Origin of the sequence: Pseudomonas sp. CFII68 (assembly GCF_000416195.1) — a bacterium.
Lineage (GTDB): Bacteria > Pseudomonadota > Gammaproteobacteria > Pseudomonadales > Pseudomonadaceae > Aquipseudomonas > Aquipseudomonas kilonensis.
This window is the reverse complement of record NZ_ATLN01000103.1, coordinates 1-19052: the sequence shown is the minus strand read 5'-3', so window position 1 is coordinate 19052 and position 19052 is coordinate 1. Positions and strand designations below refer to the sequence as shown.

Annotated in this window: 14 protein-coding genes and 1 pseudogene; 5 read left to right on the top strand and 10 right to left on the bottom strand. The window is 59.7% G+C overall.

Going from position 1 to position 19052, the window contains the following annotated elements:
- Positions 1 to 31: 31 nt before the first annotated feature.
- The 3 genes from CFII68_RS08510 to CFII68_RS08520 form a co-directional block, all read right to left on the bottom strand.
- Positions 32 to 634 (bottom strand): LysE family translocator, encoded by a 603-nt coding sequence (locus CFII68_RS08510; RefSeq protein ID WP_018610406.1) that lies wholly within the window; start codon positions 632 to 634, stop codon positions 32 to 34.
- 54 nt (positions 635 to 688) lie between these two features.
- On the bottom strand, positions 689 to 1525 hold the full coding sequence (locus CFII68_RS08515; protein ID WP_018610404.1) for an AraC family transcriptional regulator: 837 nt from the start codon (positions 1523 to 1525) through the stop codon (positions 689 to 691).
- Positions 1526 to 2114: 589 nt separating this feature from the next.
- Positions 2115 to 2540 (bottom strand): heme-binding protein, encoded by a 426-nt coding sequence (locus CFII68_RS08520; protein ID WP_018610403.1) that lies wholly within the window; start codon positions 2538 to 2540, stop codon positions 2115 to 2117.
- Between the two features lie 279 nt (positions 2541 to 2819).
- Here CFII68_RS08520 and CFII68_RS08525 point away from each other — a divergent pair, with 279 nt between their 5' ends.
- Together CFII68_RS08525 and CFII68_RS08530 are read left to right on the top strand one after the other, a co-directional pair.
- Positions 2820 to 3905 (top strand): aromatic ring-hydroxylating dioxygenase subunit alpha, encoded by a 1086-nt coding sequence (locus tag CFII68_RS08525; protein WP_018610401.1) that lies wholly within the window; start codon positions 2820 to 2822, stop codon positions 3903 to 3905.
- Entirely contained in the window at positions 3902 to 4852 is a 951-nt protein-coding gene (locus tag CFII68_RS08530; RefSeq protein ID WP_018610400.1) for a PDR/VanB family oxidoreductase, read from the top strand. The genes CFII68_RS08525 and CFII68_RS08530 overlap by 4 nt, the downstream gene beginning before the upstream one ends.
- A 289-nt stretch (positions 4853 to 5141) precedes the next feature.
- Here the strand turns inward: CFII68_RS08530 and CFII68_RS08535 are convergent, their stop codons facing one another.
- Complete coding sequence (locus CFII68_RS08535) at positions 5142 to 5855, bottom strand: GntR family transcriptional regulator (protein WP_003202123.1); 714 nt, start codon at positions 5853 to 5855, stop codon at positions 5142 to 5144.
- A 100-nt stretch (positions 5856 to 5955) separates the two neighbouring features.
- A complete protein-coding gene (locus tag CFII68_RS08540) occupies positions 5956 to 6987 on the bottom strand; it encodes an Ldh family oxidoreductase (RefSeq protein ID WP_018610399.1) in 1032 nt (343 codons plus the stop codon).
- 232 nt (positions 6988 to 7219) lie between these two features.
- Here CFII68_RS08540 and CFII68_RS08545 point away from each other — a divergent pair, with 232 nt between their 5' ends.
- From CFII68_RS08545 to CFII68_RS08555, 3 genes are all read left to right on the top strand, one after another.
- On the top strand, positions 7220 to 12052 hold the full coding sequence (locus CFII68_RS08545; protein ID WP_018610398.1) for a dermonecrotic toxin domain-containing protein: 4833 nt from the start codon (positions 7220 to 7222) through the stop codon (positions 12050 to 12052).
- 160 nt (positions 12053 to 12212) lie between these two features.
- The gene (locus CFII68_RS08550) at positions 12213 to 13214 is read left to right on the top strand and encodes a FecR family protein (RefSeq protein WP_018610397.1); all 1002 of its coding nucleotides are present in this window, start codon (positions 12213 to 12215) and stop codon (positions 13212 to 13214) included.
- Between the two features lie 631 nt (positions 13215 to 13845).
- Positions 13846 to 15156, top strand: a complete 1311-nt coding sequence (locus CFII68_RS08555) for a sorbosone dehydrogenase family protein (protein WP_018610394.1) — start codon at positions 13846 to 13848, stop codon at positions 15154 to 15156.
- A gap of 145 nt (positions 15157 to 15301) precedes the next feature.
- Here CFII68_RS08555 and CFII68_RS08560 read toward each other — a convergent pair whose 3' ends face one another.
- The 5 genes and pseudogenes from CFII68_RS08560 to CFII68_RS08575 all read right to left on the bottom strand — a co-directional run.
- Positions 15302 to 15838, bottom strand: coding sequence for a C40 family peptidase (locus CFII68_RS08560; RefSeq protein WP_018610392.1), 537 nt, complete (start codon positions 15836 to 15838; stop codon positions 15302 to 15304).
- A 164-nt stretch (positions 15839 to 16002) separates the two neighbouring features.
- Positions 16003 to 16629, bottom strand: a complete 627-nt coding sequence (locus tag CFII68_RS0126110; RefSeq protein ID WP_024617519.1) for a C40 family peptidase — start codon at positions 16627 to 16629, stop codon at positions 16003 to 16005.
- A 212-nt stretch (positions 16630 to 16841) separates the two neighbouring features.
- Entirely contained in the window at positions 16842 to 17546 is a 705-nt protein-coding gene (gene hda / locus CFII68_RS08565; RefSeq protein ID WP_003178999.1) for a DnaA regulatory inactivator Hda, read from the bottom strand.
- A gap of 169 nt (positions 17547 to 17715) precedes the next feature.
- Positions 17716 to 18789, bottom strand: coding sequence for an AI-2E family transporter (locus tag CFII68_RS08570; RefSeq protein ID WP_018610388.1), 1074 nt, complete (start codon positions 18787 to 18789; stop codon positions 17716 to 17718).
- Positions 18790 to 18821: 32 nt separating this feature from the next.
- Positions 18822 to 19052, bottom strand: a pseudogene (locus tag CFII68_RS08575) (DUF2066 domain-containing protein); the annotation flags it as partial.

The following is a 19052-nucleotide window of genomic DNA, read 5'->3' as shown; positions in this document are numbered from 1 at the left end:
TCGAGAGAAAAGTTACAATTCTGTCAGCCGCTCAGACCACCAGCGTCAACCACGCCGACACCAGCAGCATCACCGCCATGACCCGATTGAATCGGCCCATCGCCACGGCCGAACGGCAGAACCTGGCGGCGCCGCGGCCCAGGTAGGCCCAGGCGGTCATGCACGGGATCGAAATGGCAAAGAACGCCAAGGACAGCCAGAGGACCCGCACGGTGCGGTCGGCCTCCGTCCCCGCGAAGACGCTGACCACCGCCAACGCCATCATCCAGGTTTTCGGGTTCACCAACTGCAAACCGGCAGCCCCCGCCAGACCCAGCCGCGGGCCTTCGACCGGCCGGTCCGGGTCGATGGCCTGGGCCGGGGCGCTGAAAATCTGCCAGGCCATCCAACTCAACCAGGCGATGCCCGCCCATGAGAGCAGCGTCTGAATCGTGGCATGGCGCGCCAGCACGTCCCCCAACCCGGTGCCGACCAAAAGCACCAGCAAGGCCGCTGCCGTGCAGGCACCGAGGATGATCGGCACAGTGGTTGCCAAGCCGAAGCGCGAGCTATGGCTCAGCACCAGGATATTGGTCGGGCCCGGGGTGATGGAGGCGACAAACGCGAACACGGCAAACGGCAGTAACTGGTCCATTGAGCAACATCTCGGTGAATGATCGATCGCTTGATCATCCCCATGAAGCCGTGATCAGTCTGGAACAATTGAGCAGCGCTTGCGGTAGTCCGCCGGGCTCAGGCGATAGGCGCGCTGGAACCAGCGGCCCAGGTGGCTTTGGTCGGCAAAACCGAGCATGGCCGCCACTGCCACGGCACTCTCGCCACGCGCCAGCAGGCGCCGGGCGCGGGCCAGGCGCAACTGGATCAGATAGGCATGGGGCGCCAGGCCAAAAGCCGCCTTGAACGCACGGGTCAGACGGAAACGATCCACGCCGGTGACCTGCGCCAGGTCATCCAGGCCGATGTCTTCGCTCAGGTGACTGTGCAGATAATCCCGGGCCTGCTGCGCCACCAATGGCAGCCGCGGATCCGGGTTGATCCGCGCCCGCCAGTGCAGGTGTTGGGTCAGGTTGGCCAACAGCGTATCGAGGGCCGTCTGGCGCACGATGCGAATCTCCTGCTCGTGCAGGCTCTGGAAAGCCATGGCCGTGGCACTCGCCAGCCGCGCATCGTCGGTCAGGGTCGCGGCAAACCCCAACTGGGCGTTGTCCGGCGCCACGTCGAACAAGGAACGCAATTCGCGCTCCAGCCATTGAGGCTCCAGGTACAACGTGCGGTAGGTAAACCCGTGGTCGTGGGGGGCATTGCCGTCATGCAGCTCGCCGGGCTCGAGCAGGAACACTTTGCCCGGCGTGCTGTTGTGCTGCTGGCGCCGGCAATGAAACTGCTGCACCCCCTGCTCGGTCACGCCCACCAGATAGGCATCATGCCAATGGGGATCATAGGCATGCCCCTCGAAATGCGCGCGCACGGTCTCGATCCCGGACGTGGCGTCCTGCTTGAGATCGATCCAGTTGCGCGCCGTCATGCCCTATCCTGCTTGGTGAATGTGCTCTTGGCAGATTAACTGCTGATGAGGAGAGTGTCTGGAAGATTTGTGCAGGCCTTGTGGAATTCGGGTCTGCTCACGATGGTGTTCGGTCTGTAGATGCATCTGTGACTGACCCACCGCTATCGCGAGCAAGCTCGCTCCCACACTGGATCTTCAGAGGGCAAAAAACTTGTGTTCGGCACAAATCCCTCTGTGCGAGCTTGCTCGCGATAGCGGTGGGTCAGCTTGCATCAATGGTGCATGTGCCGCCGTCATCGCGAGCAAGCTTTGCTCCCACAGAAAAAACGCGGTCTCCACCAAGAACCAGGTCGGCTACTAGGCCGCCTCGTGGTGGACGTTGATCTCGGACGCCCCGTTAACCACGCTGGCCGAACGCAGGCATTGCGCAGTGGGCATCCCGAGCCTAGGCGAGGCACCGAGTGGTGGGGCATGAGCGTTTTGCTTACTTTTGACTGGGCCGGCTTCCGGGCTTCTCAAAAGTGACCCGCTGTAAGAGCGGAACCCTAAGCAGCCGTTACCGCGAAAATGGATATGTACCCGGTCAACAAAACCGGCCGATCCCACCTCAGGCATCCGGAGTGATCGCTGGCAACACCGTCTCCACCGCCAAACGAGCCAATTCAGCATCCTGCTCAGCCTTGACCCCTGACACCCCGATAGCCCCAATGCACTGCCCGTCATGACGAATGCTCACCCCACCTTCAAGCATCCCCTGCAGGTGCGGAGCGCTGAGAAACGCGTAACGACCACCATTGATCATGTCTTCGAAAACCTTGCTATCACGCCGCCCCATGGCGGCCGTGCGGGCTTTTTCGGTGGCGATATAGGCCGACAACGGCGAGGCATCGTCCAGGCGCAGCAGCCCCAGGGGATGACCACCGTCGTCCACCACACAAACCGACACCGCCCATTGACGCTGGTGAGCCAGCTCCTTGGCCGCCACCAGCAATTGCGCAACGTCCTGCTCAGTCAATACCGCTTTGCTTTTCATGGATCACTCCGTGCTATGCCACAGGAGGCCCGCGAGACAATCAGGCGCCGCCCAGCAAGCCGAGGAATATTTCCTTCTGCGAACCATAGCGCACATCCAGCGGTTCATTGAAGCCCGGGGGCCGGCGATCTACCGCGGGTGACACGAACATCCATTTCGCCTCAATGGATCCACGACTCAACCAATTGTCCGTAAAAACAGCAAAAACGTTGACAGAGAAATTAGTTAAGAGAGTTAATGGATCCACAGACAAGAACAACATCCGCCTGGAGATCCCTCATGTACCCCAAAAATGCCTGGTACGTTGCCTGCACCCCCGATGAAATCGCCGACAAGCCCCTGGGTCGCCAGATCTGTGGTGAGAAGATGGTTTTTTACCGGGGGCATGAAGGCAAGGTCGCGGCGGTGGAAGACTTCTGCCCCCATCGCGGCGCCCCGCTCTCCTTGGGTTATGTCGAAAACGGCAACCTGGTGTGCGGCTATCACGGCTTGGTGATGGGCGGCGACGGCAAGACCGTCGAGATGCCGGGGCAACGGGTACGAGGCTTCCCTTGCAACAAGACCTTTGCGGTACAGGAACGACATGGGTTCATCTGGGTCTGGCCCGGTGACCAGGCGCTGGCCGATCCGGCACTGATCCACCACCTGGAATGGGCCGAAAACGATGAGTGGGCCTACGGTGGCGGCCTGTTCCATATCCAGTGCGACTATCGCCTGATGATCGACAACCTGATGGACCTGACCCACGAAACCTACGTCCACGCCTCGAGCATCGGCCAGAAGGAAATCGACGAGGCGCCGCCGGTGACCACGGTCGACGGCGATGAAGTGGTCACCGCCCGGCACATGGAAAACATCATGGCCCCGCCGTTCTGGCGCATGGCCTTGCGCGGCAACAACCTGGCCGACGACGTGCCGGTGGACCGCTGGCAGATCTGCCGCTTCACCCCGCCCAGCCATGTGCTGATCGAAGTCGGCGTGGCCCATGCCGGCAACGGCGGTTATCACGCCGCGCCGCAATTCAAGGCGTCGAGCATCGTGGTGGATTTCATCACGCCGGAAACCGAGACGTCGATCTGGTACTTCTGGGGCATGGCCCGGCACTTCCAACCCCAGGATGACGCCCTCACCGCGTCCATTCGCGAAGGCCAGGGCAAGATTTTCAGCGAAGACCTGGAAATGCTCGAACGCCAGCAGCGCAACCTGCTGGACCATCCGCAACGCAATTTGCTCAAACTCAACATCGACGCTGGCGGCGTACAGTCTCGCCGGGTGCTGGAGCGCTGGATCGCACGGGAACGGGAAGCACAGGCCGGGTTGATCGCCAGCAGCCATCAACCGCAACAGGTGGAGCAACGGTCATGATCGAAGTCCAGGTCGCGGCGCGACACAACGAAGCCCTCGATATCTGCAGCTACGAATTGACGCGTGTCGATGGCCAGCTGTTGCCGGCCTTCACCGCCGGCGCCCATATCGATGTGCACTTGCCTGGCGGGCTGATTCGCCAGTACTCGCTGTGCAACCATCCCGAGGAGCGGCACCGCTACCTCATCGGCGTGCTCAAGGATCCGGCGTCCCGCGGTGGTTCGAGCAGCCTGCATGAGCTGATCCAGCCAGGTATGCGCTTGCACATCAGCGAACCGCGCAACCTGTTCGCTCTCGCCCCGCAAGCCCGGCGCAGCCTGCTGTTTGCCGGCGGCATCGGCATTACGCCGATCCTGTGCATGGCCGAGCACCTGGCCCAGAATGGTGGGGTGTTCGAGCTGCATTACTGCGCCCGCGCCCGGGACCGAGCGGCCTTTGTCGAGCGCCTGCGCCAGTCTCCTTATGCCGACCGGGTCTTCCTGCATTTCGATGAAGAACCTGAAACCTTGCTGGACGCCGCCAGGGTGTTGGCTGCGCCCAGTGACGACGCGCACCTCTACGTCTGCGGCCCTGGCGGGTTCATGCAACACATCCTCGACACCGCCAAGAGCCAGGGCTGGCAGGAAACCTGCCTGCACCGCGAATACTTTGCCGCCGCCCCTACCGACACCCGTGCCGATGGTAGTTTTTCGGTCAAGCTGGCCCGCAGCGGCCAAGTGTTCGACGTGCCGGCGGACTGCAGTGTGGTGCAGGTGTTGGAGAGCCATGGCATCGAGATTCCGATCTCCTGCGAACAAGGTGTCTGCGGCACCTGCCTGACCCGTGTGCTGGAAGGTGTGCCGGAGCATCGGGACATGTTTCTGACCGAGGCTGAACAGGCCTGCAACGACCAGTTCACGCCGTGTTGCTCCAGGTCCAAGACACCGATCTTGGTACTCGACCTCTAACACAGGACATTGTGGGAGCGAGCTTGCTCGCGATGGCGTCGGCTCAGCAGCATTGATGGTGACTGACACACTGCTATCGCGAGCAAGCTCGCTCCCACAGGGGATTGGTGGTGAGTTCACAAATCCAGCATCCACTCGGTAAATATTGTGGGAGCGGGCTTGCTCGCGAAGAGGTCGGAACATCCAGCATTGATGCAAGCTGACCCACCGCTTTCGCGAGCAAGCCCGCTCCCACAGGGGGATTTGTGGTGGGCTCACGAATCCAGCAGTCATTCACAACTGGGGCTGTTCATTCCGAGCGAAGAATCACCGTCATTCGCTCGTCAGCCAGCGTCGAGCCGAAGACTTCGGCGTAACGCAGGGTCGCGTTGGCATGCTCGCGCATGATTGCCTCGGCGCGGCCGCTCTGGCGGTTGATCAGGGCGTCGAACACCGAGTGGTGTTGCATATGGGCATAGTTGAAGCGGCGAAATTCGCCGGCCATGTTCTGGCGATCCACCGCCAGGGCGGTGACTGAGGCGAATGGCAGATGATCGTTGCGGGCCAGGGCATCGGCAATCGCCGGGTTGTGGCTGCCTTCGACGATCACCTGGTGAAAACGCATGTTGAGGTCATGATAGACCTCCAGGTCGTCCTCGGTCACATAGCCCTTGGCGAACAGTTCATCGCCCTGCACCAGGCATTGCTCGAGTATCGCGCGGGCCTCTTCAGACAAACCGTGCTCGGCCGTCTGCCGTGCCGCCAGGCCCTCCAGTACGCCACGCACCTCCACGGCCCCGGCGATCTGCTCGGCACTGACCGAACGGACCTGGAAACCTCGCCCGCCGAAGCGCACCAGCAACCCTTCCTGCTCCAGGGTGCGGAACGCCATGCGCACCGGCATGCGCGAAACGCCGAACAACTCGGCCGTGGGGATTTCCATCAAGCGCTCGCCAGCGGCCAACTCACCCGAGGCGATCATCTTGCGCAGCGCAACCAGCACCGTTTGGCCGGGCTTACTCATCCAGGCGATTCCACAGAAAAGAAGCCGTCATAGTAGAAGGCTTGGCGCAGCGTGTCACGGCAAGGCAGTGGCAGCCAGGCTGGCCGCCACAGCGGGTTGTTCAAATCCCCGCCAACTCGCGCAACTGCGCCAAGGTCTGCTCGTCCAAGGTAATCCCGTGCTCATTGGATTTGCTGCGCTCGCGATGGCGACGGTCTCCCGGCAAGCGCCGCAACCCGACGCCATGCATCTGCCTGACCAGTTCCTGGCTGCGCTCGGCGAAGTTTTGCCCGGCGGTCTTGCTTGGGTCGATCACGATCAACAACTGACCGGTCCACGGGGTCTTGGCGCCCGGATGGTTATGCCAGTCGAACTCGAAGGAAAAATTGCCGCCCGTCAGGGCTGCCGCCAGCAATTCGACCATCATCGACAACGCCGAGCCCTTGTGCCCGCCAAAGGGCAGAAGCGCTCCACCTTCGAGAATCGCCTTGGGGTCGCGAGTCGGCTGGCCGAGGCTGTCCACGCCCATTCCTGGCGGCAACAACTCGCCCTTGCGTGCAGCAATCTGTACGTCGCCGTGGGCAATGGCGCTGGTGGCGAGGTCGAAGACAATCGGCTCACCGTCAGCCCGTGGTGCGGCGAAGGCAATGGGGTTGGTGCCGAACAATGGGCGGTCCGCGCCATGGGGCACCACACACGTCATGCTGTTGACCACACTCAACGCCACCAGGCCTTCATAGGCAAACGGCTCGACATCCGGCCAGAGGGCGGCAAAGTGGTGGGAATTGCGAATGGCCAGGACGGCAATACCGGCGCTGCGGGCCTTCGCCACCAGCAATGGACGCGCTGCGGCCAGGGCGGGCTGGGCAAACCCGTTGCTGGCGTCCACGGCGACAAACCCTGACGCGACGTCCTCGACCACCGGCACGGCCTTGCCGTTGACCCAACCGCTGTTGAGCGTCGAGACGTAACCGGGAATGCGAAACACCCCATGGCTGTGGGCGCCATCGCGCTCGGCCCCGGCGCAGTTTTCAGCCAGGCACCGAGCGACTTCGGTCGACGTGCCATGACGCAGGAAAATTTTCTCCAGCAAGCTCACCAGAGCATCAAAAGACAAGGTGCAAGAAGCGGCATGATCGGATGGCGCAGACATCTGAAGCTCCAGAATGATTGTTGGAGGTAGCAACAGCGTAAAGGACCCGCTGGGTGATTAAACACCGTTTCAGGCGCGCACTGTCAATCCTTGTCCACGGCATCTGCCCGGCCTGGCGGGTCAAAAAAAGCGTGCGGTAACTATGTACCACCTTTGCTCACTCGTCGTTGCCTAGTCTGGCGGCTTCCTCCACGTTCGCGCCGTTTTGAGGCGCCCTGATCGAGAAGCCACGATGCTCACTGAAACCACGCCACTTTTATTTCCCGAGGTATTGCGCGCCCGTCGCCTGGACGAATTGACCGCCACCCACGGCCTGACACAGGCCGACCTCGACTGGCTGCAGCACATCGCCCTGCCCGGCCACACCCAGCGCGCAGCGCAGACACCCCCGATGTTCGCCGAAACCATTCTGTTGCAAGCCGATGAAAAACCGCCCATTGCACTGGCCGGCTGCTTTGTCCTCAGCACCTCGTCTAACAGCAGCGAAACCAGCACCCACCCGGTGTTCCTCTACACGCCGAGTGGTGGCATCGAAAAATTCGACAACCAGGCGTCCCTCGAAGAAAAGATTGACCGGATGCGCCGGGACACTGCGCAACGCGACGACCTGTTTCGTCTCTTGTCGATTTCCCAACGCAGTGAACTGAACAGCACCACCGACATCAGGCAGGCCCGGCAACTCATCGAAGAGGATGTTTTCAAGACCCAGCTCGAATCCATCGAGCACGCCCAGAGCCTCAATGCCCTGGTCATGGTGAATGAACTGATCAAATTGCCCTCGTTAAGATCGATGCTTGACCAGGTATTGAACGAGGCGCTGCCGGACCTGGATCATCGACAGATCCGCGTGGCGTTCACCAAGGAGATTCACCCGCAAGATCCAAAGGCAATCCCGGTGACTGAAAGCATCCCACTGAGCGATGCAGTCCTGGACTACTTCCATCAACAGGGGTGGCGTGCCGGGCATGACATCGATCTGACTCATCCGGGTACACCTGCATCGTCCTACACCGCGCGGCAATGGGAAAGCTTCATAAGGGACACTGCCACCACACTGATTCCAACGCTGATCAGCTGCATCGATGCCTTTTGGGAGGGAAGAGCCGCCTCTTTCTATATATCACGACGCAAACTTCTATCTCGCGTCATTCACGATGAGTTATGGGCGTCCATCCTGATCGAACGGGAGAAAGGACAACTGACGGATGAGCAGAGTCGTGAGCTGTTTCGGTTATTCCGTCCCTCTCGCCGAGACGAAACACTGCTGTTCATCGAAACGATTCGACTCTGGGAGTATGAACCGGACTACGTGGAGCTAGCCGGCTCCATGATGATCAGCGCCAAGGGGCATTATCTTTATACGCCCCTCGACGGCGTTCAAAAGATCACCAACTATTCGGGCTTCAAGGACAGGTTGTACGGTCAATCCGCAAGCACTGTAGAAAAAGAGAAAATCTATAGCCTCTTGAGCCTGGAAGAGCGTAACCGCTTCCAGCGCTTCGATGAGCCGCAGCTTTCGGGCAAGTCACTGGACCTACCGGTCGCCGAAACCCTGGCAAGCGCGATAATTGAAAAGCAGAAGAATAACTTCCATTACGCATTGGAGATGTCTCGCCAGGCCGATGTCGACATCCACTCGCTCATTGACAAGGCGCTGGATATACGCGCTTTCATCAACAAACGACTCTTGGCGCAGCCAACCGCCGGACATTGGGGAACTCGTCCCGCGTTTCATGGGGACCTGCGCCCATCCAATTTCATGGCCGATCAACTGGAGAGAAGGGGCAAGAGCTATACCGATGTGGAAGAGGCTTTCGACGGTCTCTTTAGTCAGTTACCAACGTCCTCCAACGCTTCGCTGCACAACGGGCTGAGGCCGCTACTGGCTGAGCTGACCAATGTTTTTTCTTTGGGTATCCGCGCCGAGGCCGAACTCAGGGAGCTTGGTTCGAGTCTGTCGTCGATTGCGAATAACCTGATCAGAACAGTTTTCGTCTACGACCCAGACTACCCGGACCGCTCGCAACGCAAAACGGTCAGGGGCTTTCGGCCGGATGTCTATTCGTTGACGCTCGCCTGTGGCGAAAAAGGCCGAACGGTCCTGCTGCCGCTCGCCAATTGTTTTTTATTAACCGAGCGTGGAGGGCTGGATACTCCCCACTCAGGCATGGCGATCCTTTGGACACCTGCCGATGGCTTGCGGGCTTTTCCTTCCGTCGAGGTGGCCACCCGGCAATTGAATCAAGATCTGCTCGACTCCCAAAGACGCTTTGCATTGCTTGAAAATTTAACGGTCACTCAACGCCTGCCCCATAGGCGCTACCAACTCCAGGCCTATGAATTGATCGAAGACAACGTACTGATCAATCGGATGAGTTCGTTTATCAAATACTTTGAGGCCGAGTATGGCTATCTGAGCACATTAAAAGCCGGTGATTGGCAACTGACCGGATCGGCATTGGTCCACAGTCTTCAGGCGCTCCTGAACAAAGGCGCGCCCACCAATCTGAAACGCGCTACCGCTATCGCCCAGGCAAATGAACGCCAACAGAAACTCCCTGCCTGGCTTGGCACTGCGTCCCTTGAAGAAAAACGCCTGCACATCGAAGTGCTTGAGCAATATAAAAACAGCGTGTCCGATGGCAAGGATTACCTGGACGGTATCGAGCCCCTGCGCACCTATGTGCATAAAACACTGCAAACGCTATTGGATACGCGCTTTCCTCGGAAAAACCTGAACCCGGAAACGATCCAGATCACGCCCAACCTCGCGATCGTGGGACCGGCCAGCTCGCTGACCGATTTTGCGTTGAATCACATCGAGGTGACCGAAAAGGGTTTCAAGGTTTCATCAACATCCACGCAGCCGTTGCCCGATGGTTTGAACGAGACCGCCGTACGGCAAATGTTGTCGTCGCTGGATATCCCGACCACCTATAAAAACCATGTAACCCAAGCACTTTCCAACAGTATTGTGGATGTCCAGCCGAGAAAGCGGCGCTTTCGGCAACAGTTGCCGTGGCAATTGTTGCAGTACGCTCACGCACGGTATCTACAGCAACACCTTTCCCCTCCGGCATTCGACCTGTTCCGGCAAGTCATGGACATGCCGGACGCCATCGCTCGTCAAGCGGTCGAGGGCGTCAGCGCATTCTTCCGCCCTTTGGAGCTGATCAAAACCGAAGGCGGTGCCGCGATCAAGGCATTGGGGCTTTACCTGTTCAGTTCGGCTACCGATGCAACCAGCCCTCACGTCCTGTATTCGCCCTACCATGACGGCGAGCTGTTACAGGAGTTCAAGGATGAAGCGAGCATCGTCGCGGCATTCAATACACCCGGCGCGCTCCAGGATTTGTTGATTCGTCGGCTTCCCCAGGACCAGCAAGCCACGTTCAAAAATCTCTTCGCAGCCACGCGCGGAAAACAATCGGAAATGACCTTGGGCTTCAGCCCCATCAATACAAATATTCTGCATACGCTGTATGACGACAACGCAACATTGCTGGCAGATATGTTGACCGCGCAAAACCAGGACCATCGTCAGTCTGATTGGGCAACGGTGCTGCATCTGTTCAGCTCCGGGGTCAGGATGTTGGGAAGACAGTTACCGGCCAAACTGACTTTCCTGGAAACGCTCTGGGAGAGTTATCAGGACTTCAAGGGCTCAGCCGAAGCCTTGCAACAGCATGACTGGAAAACAGGCCTGCACAATTTTATCGCAGGCGCCGCGGAGATGGTCTCGCTTGGCTTCTTGAACCGCGAGGATACATTCGGTCTTCTCGACCCTATCGAACCGGTTTCTGGAAACGCTACACCCGCGACAAACTGGAAGGACATCGCTTGCACGGCTCCGATGCGCACCGACCTCCAGGTCTTCGAAGCCTCGGACGTCAGCCTCTCGAATCTTCAACTTAGCCTGAGCGACGGGATCTATAAGGTTGCGGCGAATGGCAAGTCTTTTATCCCACTCGCCGGCAAGGTCTATCAAGTGGCAAAAGCCGGCCAGACCTGGCGAATCATTCACGAACACGGTGAAGGGCCTTTATTGAAAAAGTCCCCGGACGGCCGGACATGGGAAATCGACCCGCAACGCCAAACCATTCGATTCGGCAAGGCCGGGTCGAAGCTGGCCATCACCTATAGCGACTTAAAGGCCAAAGGTTCATTGAACATTGAAGCACGGGGCATGGCCGAGATACGCAGGAAATATCCGCACCGGGCCAATGCAATCGTGCAGGCACTGGAGACCGCGAGGTTCTACTCATTCAACGCCCTTCACAACTTCGAGCAATTCAAGCGACAACCACTTGTGGGCTCTCGGCTGGATCATTTCCTGAGATTGTTTTTTGGGGTCAACAGCGTCGACGCCCGTCTTATCAGCAAAATTGAGGCGGCGATTTCTCCCATATGCCAGGCATTGGCCGATCCATCCTGGGCGCTACAGAATGCCGACCGCATCGTGATCGGCAACCTCAAGCACCTGGAAGATCGAGCAACCGCCTTCGTACTCGAGCCGGCAGCCGTGGGACGAATCTATATCACGCAGTTTTTTTTCGACCTGGGCCTGGATTGGTACAAGGCCGTCGTACCCGACATCTTCAATGTCGATGCACATGCCCAGGGAGCGACCTTCATCCACGAAATTTCCCATCAGTTGTTCAATACGTTCGACATCATCTACCTGGACGCCGCACTACCATTTCTCGATTTGATTTCAACAGCGACTTACGCCGCAAAGTTGCAATACGACAAGCAAAGGGAGCTGCAACTCAACGGGCTTTCATTGACCACGCCAAAGTCAAAACTGTTCACGCAATGGGACAGCACGGATAACACCTACAAAAAGCTGGAGCTGTTGCCTGGATACAGGCAAACCACCCGGGAAATCCTGAAGATAACCGGCGCCAGAACCATGGATAAAGCTCGCGATGATTTTCTCGATCCGATTTTGCCGGACAAGCGCATCGACGTCATACTTCGCAACGCCGACTCGCTCACACTCTTGATTTGTGAATTGGGACGCCAACTCGACCCCACTCCATCACGGCAAATTGCCGCGCCATGAAGGGTTTGGGTGGTTGATCTTTTTTTCACGCCCTGTATGCGACGGTAGGCGACAACGAGTGTTTGAGTAAAAAAACAGGCTCATTGATGCGTAAACGCCATGACGGTTGTTCTCGGCAGCTCATGCCGAAGGTTAGAATGCGGCAAACCAGGAAGAGTCAATGACCGAACATCCCCTCTCGGAAGCCGAATACGACGCCATTACCGATGCCGCTGCCCATTGGTGCATGCGCTTGCATGCCGCCGATTGCACCGATGCCGAACGGCAGGCGTTCAAGCAATGGCACGATGCCGATCCCCTGCATGCTTTCGAATACGAAGCCATGCTGGAGATCTGGGCTGTTGCCGATCATCTGCCGCGTGTCGAGTCAACGCCGACTGCTCCAGCACGCCGCACCCAGTCGCGCTGGAGCCGGTTGGCGGTCGCCGCTGCGGTGTTAGTCGTGGGCATGCCCCTGGTCGCTTACACCGGCTGGAACCTGGGCTGGGTTGCCAATTCCTACCAGCGCTTCGAAGCCGGCGCCAGCGTACGCCATATCACCCTGGGTGACGGCAGCCAGGTCGAACTCAACCTGGGCAGTGAGCTGGTATTTGCCAACTACAAAAACGAACGCCGAGTGACGCTGAAAAAGGGTGAGGCGTTTTTTGACGTCAGCCATGACAAACAGCACCCGTTTGTGGTTCGGGCCGGCCAAGGCCAGGTGCGTGTGACCGGTACACGCTTCAACGTATGGATGTACCAGGACCAGGTACGGATCACACTACTGGAGGGCTCGGTGAGGGTGACCAGCAACCAGGCACTCACCCGTGACGGCCTGCCGCTTTCCCCGGGCATGCAGGCCAGCTACAAGGCGGGCGACCAACAACCGCAAGTTCGTGAGACAGACGCCAATGACAGTTCGCTGGCGTGGCGCAACGGCAAGCTGGTGCTGGATAACCTTGCCCTGAGCGATGCACTGCCGCTGATCAACCGCTACCTCGACCGGCCCGTCATGCTGGCCGACAACAGCACCGGGGGCCTGCGTATCGGTGGTGTCTACAACATCAGCGAAGTGCAGAACCTGGTGCCTTCGCTGCCCAAAGTGCTGCCGGTCTACCTGACCCGGAACAAGGACGGCAACCCGGTCCTCAACTCCATCGGACAACGACCGGCCACTCACTGAAAGCTTTTCTCTGAGGGAGAAGTGGGTCAGCCTGACTCGATGTTGAATGTAAAGCCGTCATCGCGAGCAAGCTTTGCTCCCACAGCTTGAATCGGTGCCAGCCTGCGATTTCCCGGCCAACACAAATCCCCTGTGGGAGCAAAGCTTGCTCGCGATAGCGGTGGGTCAGTCTGCCTTGATGTTGGACGTGCCGCCGTCATCGCGAGCAAGCTTTGCTCCCACAGTTTGGATCGGTGCCAGCCCGCGATTTCCCGGCCAACAAAAAATCCCCTGTGGGAGCAAAGCTTGCTCGCGATGGCGGTGGGTCAGCTTGCCTGGATGTTGGCTGTGCCGGCCTCTTCGCGAGCAAGCTCGCTCCCACACTGGATCTTCAGTGGACAAGAAACTTGAGCCCAGCACAGATCCCTCTGTGGGAGCAAAGCTTGCTCGCGATGGCGGTGGGTCAGCTTGCCTGGATGTTGGCTGTGCCGGCCTCTTCGCGAGCAAGCTCGCTCCCACACTGGATTTTCAGCAGACACAAAATCCATATGCATCACAGGGACCTGCCTGGCTGACAGTCCTACCCACGGTTGAACCATCACGCGTCTATGCTCCTCTATGATTAACTACATGCATTCATAGGGAAGCCCGCATGCTCAAACCCACCCATCTTTTGATCGTCACCGTTGCCGCAGGACTTGTCGCTTGTGGCGAGTCGTCCACCTTGCAAGTCTCCGACGGCACCGGCCCAGCGCCGAAACTGCCCGAACCGAACAAGACCCTGATCCCCACCCTCAACATCGCCGAAGCCGTCGGCTGGCCGCAAGGCGCCAAGCCAACCCCGGCCCCGGGCCTGCAAGTGGGCGCGTTCGCTGAAGGACTGGACCATCCGCGCTGGCTCTATGTACTGCCCAATGGCGATGTGCTGGTGGCCGAAACCAACGCCCCGCCCAAGCCGGACGACGCCAAGGGCATCCGGGGCTGGGTGAAGACAAAAGTCATGGACCGAGCCGGCGCAGGCGTGCCCAGCCCCAATCGCATCACCCTGTTGCGTGACGCCAATCACGACGGCATCGCCGAAACCCGCACGGTGTTCCTGGAAAACCTCAACTCGCCGTTCGGCATGACCCTGGTCGGCAATGACCTCTACGTGGCCGATACCGACCGGCTGATCCGCTTCCCCTACAAGGACGGTGATACGCAAATCCAGGCGCAGCCGACCAAGGTCGTTGATCTGCCCGGGGGCACACTCAACCGTCACTGGACCAAGAACGTGATTGCCAGCCGCGACGGCAGCAAGCTGTACGTCACCACCGGTTCGAACAGCAACGTCGCGGAAAACGGCATGGAGGCCGAAGAAGGTCGCGCCGCCATCTGGGAAGTGGACCGTGCCAGCGGCAATCACCGCATCTTCGCCTCAGGCCTGCGCAACCCCAATGGCCTGGCCTGGGAACCCCGCAGCGGCGCGCTCTGGACAGCGGTGAACGAGCGGGATGAGATCGGCAGCGACCTGGTGCCGGACTACATCACGTCGGTCAAGGACGGGGCCTTCTATGGCTGGCCCTACAGCTACTACGGGCAGAACGTCGATGTCCGGGTCGAACCACAGAACCCGGCCCTGGTGGCCAAGGCCATCGCCCCGGACTACGCCGTCGGCCCTCACACCGCCTCATTGGGCCTGACCTTCGCCGAGGGCAGCAGCTTGCCTGCACCGTTTACCGAAGGGGCTTTCATCGGCCAGCACGGCTCGTGGAACCGCAAGCCCCACAGTGGTTATAAAGTGATTTTCGTACCGTTCAACGGCGGCAAGCCGGTGGGACAACCCGTGGATGTGCTCACCGGCTTCCTCAACGCCGACGAAAAAGCCCTGGGGCGGCCAGTGGGCGTAGTGATCGACAAGCAGGGTGGGTTGTTGGTGGCCGATGATGTGGGGAACAAAATCTGGCGGGTGTCAGGCAAATAAGACCGACACACCTGTGTGGCGAGGGGATTTACTCCTGACCTGTGGGAGCAAGGCTTGCCCGCGATGAAGGCGATGCGGTCTTTCAGAGATCGAGGTGCCTGTTTCGCGAGCAAGCTTTGCTCCCACAGATCAGGGCAACAACAACTCAGGGATTGCGCGCCAGGTGTTCCGGCTGCAACACACGCTTGGCGCCCAGGTAAGCCTTCTGCCAATAGGCCTTGGACAGGCTATCGAGCTTGACCGTGCCACCCGTGGCCGGCGCGTGAACAAAACGCCCCTCGCCGACATAGATCCCGGCATGGCTGACCTGGGAACCGCCGTTGGTGGCGAAGAACACCAGGTCACCGCTCTGCAGCGCGTCCTTACCCACTTCAGGGGCCCGCATGCTGATCATTTCCCGCGTGGAACGTGGCAGGGCAATACCCGCAGCGTCGCGGTACACATAGCCAATCAGGCCACTGCAATCAAAACCCGAATCCGGCGTGTTACCACCCCAGCGATAAGGCGTGCCCACCAGGCCAAGCGCCCGGAAGAGCACATCTTCGGCGGCCGGGGAAAAGGGTTGCGCGGGAGCAAAGACTATCGGAGCCCGCACTGGAGCAGGCGGCGGTGGCGTGCGGCTGGCGCACGCGCTGAGCAGCGCGGCGAGGAACATGAGAGCGAGGCGGGCCGACGTCGACATATGCAGAACAATCCTGATCTGGATGCGGCTTTTCTGCCGTGGGCATGAAAACAAATCCGCCTGCGGAGTACGCAGGCGGATTGCCATCAAACAATGATCAGGATTCTAGCGACTATATGGCAAACTTCAAGTAAGACTTTAAGTTTGCCTTACAAACTGTGTGCTTACTTTCGGGCAGTGACCACAGTCGGTGCCATGGCGAGCGCGCGCTTGGCTTCGATGAAGGTCTTGCTCCAGTAGCTGTCGCCCAGGCTGTCGATCCGCACGCCACCGCTGCGGCGGCTGCTGGAATGGATGAACTGGTTGTCGCCCAGGTAGATACCGGCGTGGCTGACACGACCGCGACGACCGTTGGTGCTGAAGAACAGCAGGTCACCGGGTTCCAGTTGGTTGCGAGCCACCAGTGGGGCGTTCACGTTGATCATTTCACGAGTGGAGCGCGGCAGGTTCATGCCGGCCTCTTCGCGGAACAGATAACCGATGAAACCGCTGCAATCGAAGCCGGCTTCAGAGGTACCGCCAAAACGGTAGCGGGTACCGATCAACGACATGCCGCGTTCCAGGATACTGTCAGCCAGTACTGGAAGCTGGTAAGGCTTGCTGCCGGCGAAGGCGGCGAGTTCTTTGTCGGAGGCCATTTCTTCCTGGAACGCAACGGAGGAAGACTGGGCGGTAACGGTATTCTTGACCTGAGGTTGTGGCGCTTGCTGGGTCACTGGAGAGTGGGCAGCGCAACCAAACAACAGGGTAACGAGTGCGAGAGGCACGAGGGGTGCGAAGCGATTTAGCATGGGCACGACCGTGGCTGAAGTAGTAAAGATGGCGAGACTATGCCTTCTATCAACCTCATTTGCAAATTCAATCGATGCAAATGTGACTTCTCGGTTTTACGTTTACATCTAAGCGCTTAAGCCCATTTTGAACGTCTCGTGGCCTGCCGCCCAGCAGGACCGCGGGTTTCGCCGCGTCCAGAGCAGGCCATGAGCCACTACCTGCAACGGTTCTACCAGCCCAAAGTTTCTTTCAAAAAAGGAATAGTCAGCTTGCGCTGGGCCTGGAGCGAGGCCTGGTCGAGGCGTTCGAGCAGCTCGAACAACGCGCTCATGCTGCGGGTGCCCCGGGTGAGGATGAAATGCCCGACTTCGTCGGTCAGGTGCAGGCCACGCCGGGACGCACGCAGCTGCAAGGCACGAAGTTTGTCTTCGTCGGAGAGCGGGCGCATCTGGAAAATCAGCGCCAGGGTGAGACGGGACTTGAGGTCCGCCAGCTTCACCGGCAGCTCCCGTGGCGACGTCGACGCGGCGATCAGCAAGCGCCGACCGCTGTCGCGCAACCGATTGAACAGGTGAAACAGCGCTTCTTCCCAGTCAGCCTTGCCGGCCACGGCCTGGAGATCGTCCAGGCAGACCAGTTCGTACTGTTCGAGGTTGTCGAGGATTTCAACGCCGCGATCGAGCAACTCGGCCAACGGCAGGTACACCGCCGGTTCGCCCAATTGCTCGAACCGCAGGCACGCGGCCTGCAACAGATGCGTGCGCCCTACCCCGTCCTTGCCCCACAGATAGATCAGGCTTTCGGTCCAGCCGGCGTCGGCTTCGCAAAGCCGCTCGACATAGCCGAGTGCTGCGGCATTGGCGCCTGGGTAGTAATTGATAAAGGTGGCGTCATCACGCAGACGCACACCTAGGGGCAGCTGAATCGGTTTCATGCTGACTGAACAGTTCCCAAGGAACCGTTAGTGGCCTCTGTGTAAAGTGCGCAAAGTTTATACCCGTGGCGCGGACCGCACAATGCGCCGGACCACGAGCAAAATCAAAGGTTTGCAGCGGCAAGGGCACGGAGCGTCAGTTTCCCTGACACCCCGCCGGCCATTCGCCCTACAGATCAGGGTCTTCGGCGCCACTATAGATGTCCGAATCCTTGTACAAATCGTGCATATGACGCACCAGCACCATGATCACCGCCGCCACCGGCAGCGCCAGCAGGATCCCGGTGAAGCCGAACAACTCGCCCCCCGCCAGGATCGCGAAGATCACCGCCACCGGATGCAGGCCAATGCGGTCGCCCACCAGCAGCGGCGTCAGCACCATGCCCTCCAGGGCCTGACCGACCATGAACACCGCGACGATGCCCACCATCGGGTACAGGTCGCCGCCGAACTGGAACAATCCGGCGATCAATGCCGCACCAATACCAATCACAAAACCCATGTACGGCACGATGGCGGCCAGACCGGCGATCAGGCCGATCAACAGGCCCAGCTCCAGGCCCACCAACATCAGCCCTGCCGCGTAGATGAAACCCAGGGCCACCATCACCAGCAGTTGCCCGCGCACGAACGCCCCCAACACTTCGTGGCATTCGCCGATCAGGGTCATGATGCGTTCTTCACGGTGACGCGGCAGCAGACTGCGAATCTTCGCCATCATCAGGTCCCAGTCCCGCAGCAGATAGAAGGCCACGACCGGAATCAGCACCAGGTTCGCCAGCCAGCCGATCAACGCCAGGCTCGAGGCCGTGGCCTGGCTCAACACCACGCCGACGATGTCGGTGGTCTGGCCCATGTGCTCGCTGATAGCCGCCTTGACCTTGTCAAACTTCCAGAAACCGTCCGCCAACCCCAGCTTCGACTGCACCCACGGCACCGCGCTGTGCTGCAACCAATCGAGCATCTGCGGCGCCAATTCGTACAGGCGCAGCAGTTGCTTGGCGAGCATCGGGATCAGCACCAGCAACAGCGCGCCCACGATCAAGGTGAACAGCGCAAACACCGCCACCACGCCCCAGGTCCGCGACAGGCCGAGTTTTTCCAGGCGATCCACCACCGGGTCGAACAGATAGGCCAGCAGCAGCGCAACCAGGAACGGCGTAAGGATCGGATGCAGCAAATAGATTAGCGCAATCAGCAGGGCAACCCCGCCCAACCAGAACCAACGCCGCGTATCGCCCATGAACCACTCCTAGCTATATAAAGAAAGAAAACCTACCAGCGGAACCGCAGATTGGCTGCCGGCGCCGGCACAGGTGCTGCAACCGGGGCCGAGCCATCGGCGGCGGGCGGCGCCACTGGCACTGGCGCGACGGCCTCGCCGGGCGGGATCTCCTGCAGTTTCGCCAGGGCCAACTGCGCCTTCAGTTGTTCGGCACTGCCGTTGACCCGATAGACGATCCGGTCGCCTTCGACCCGCTGCAACTGCCCACCAAATGGTTCGAG

Excerpts from the sequence above, each read along its gene's own strand:
- CFII68_RS08510 (WP_018610406.1), bottom strand. The coding sequence starts at position 634 with ATGGACCAGTTACTGCCGTTTGCCGTGTTCGCGTTTGTCGCCTCCATC.
- CFII68_RS08515 (WP_018610404.1), bottom strand. The coding sequence starts at position 1,525 with ATGACGGCGCGCAACTGGATCGATCTCAAGCAGGACGCCACGTCCGGG.
- CFII68_RS08520 (WP_018610403.1), bottom strand. The coding sequence starts at position 2,540 with ATGAAAAGCAAAGCGGTATTGACTGAGCAGGACGTTGCGCAATTGCTG.
- CFII68_RS08525 (WP_018610401.1), top strand. The coding sequence starts at position 2,820 with ATGTACCCCAAAAATGCCTGGTACGTTGCCTGCACCCCCGATGAAATC.
- CFII68_RS08530 (WP_018610400.1), top strand. The coding sequence starts at position 3,902 with ATGATCGAAGTCCAGGTCGCGGCGCGACACAACGAAGCCCTCGATATC.
- CFII68_RS08535 (WP_003202123.1), bottom strand. The coding sequence starts at position 5,855 with ATGAGTAAGCCCGGCCAAACGGTGCTGGTTGCGCTGCGCAAGATGATC.
- CFII68_RS08540 (WP_018610399.1), bottom strand. The coding sequence starts at position 6,987 with ATGTCTGCGCCATCCGATCATGCCGCTTCTTGCACCTTGTCTTTTGAT.
- CFII68_RS08545 (WP_018610398.1), top strand. The coding sequence starts at position 7,220 with ATGCTCACTGAAACCACGCCACTTTTATTTCCCGAGGTATTGCGCGCC.
- CFII68_RS08550 (WP_018610397.1), top strand. The coding sequence starts at position 12,213 with ATGACCGAACATCCCCTCTCGGAAGCCGAATACGACGCCATTACCGAT.
- CFII68_RS08555 (WP_018610394.1), top strand. The coding sequence starts at position 13,846 with ATGCTCAAACCCACCCATCTTTTGATCGTCACCGTTGCCGCAGGACTT.
- CFII68_RS08560 (WP_018610392.1), bottom strand. The coding sequence starts at position 15,838 with ATGTCGACGTCGGCCCGCCTCGCTCTCATGTTCCTCGCCGCGCTGCTC.
- CFII68_RS0126110 (WP_024617519.1), bottom strand. The coding sequence starts at position 16,629 with ATGCTAAATCGCTTCGCACCCCTCGTGCCTCTCGCACTCGTTACCCTG.
- hda (WP_003178999.1), bottom strand. The coding sequence starts at position 17,546 with ATGAAACCGATTCAGCTGCCCCTAGGTGTGCGTCTGCGTGATGACGCC.
- CFII68_RS08570 (WP_018610388.1), bottom strand. The coding sequence starts at position 18,789 with ATGGGCGATACGCGGCGTTGGTTCTGGTTGGGCGGGGTTGCCCTGCTG.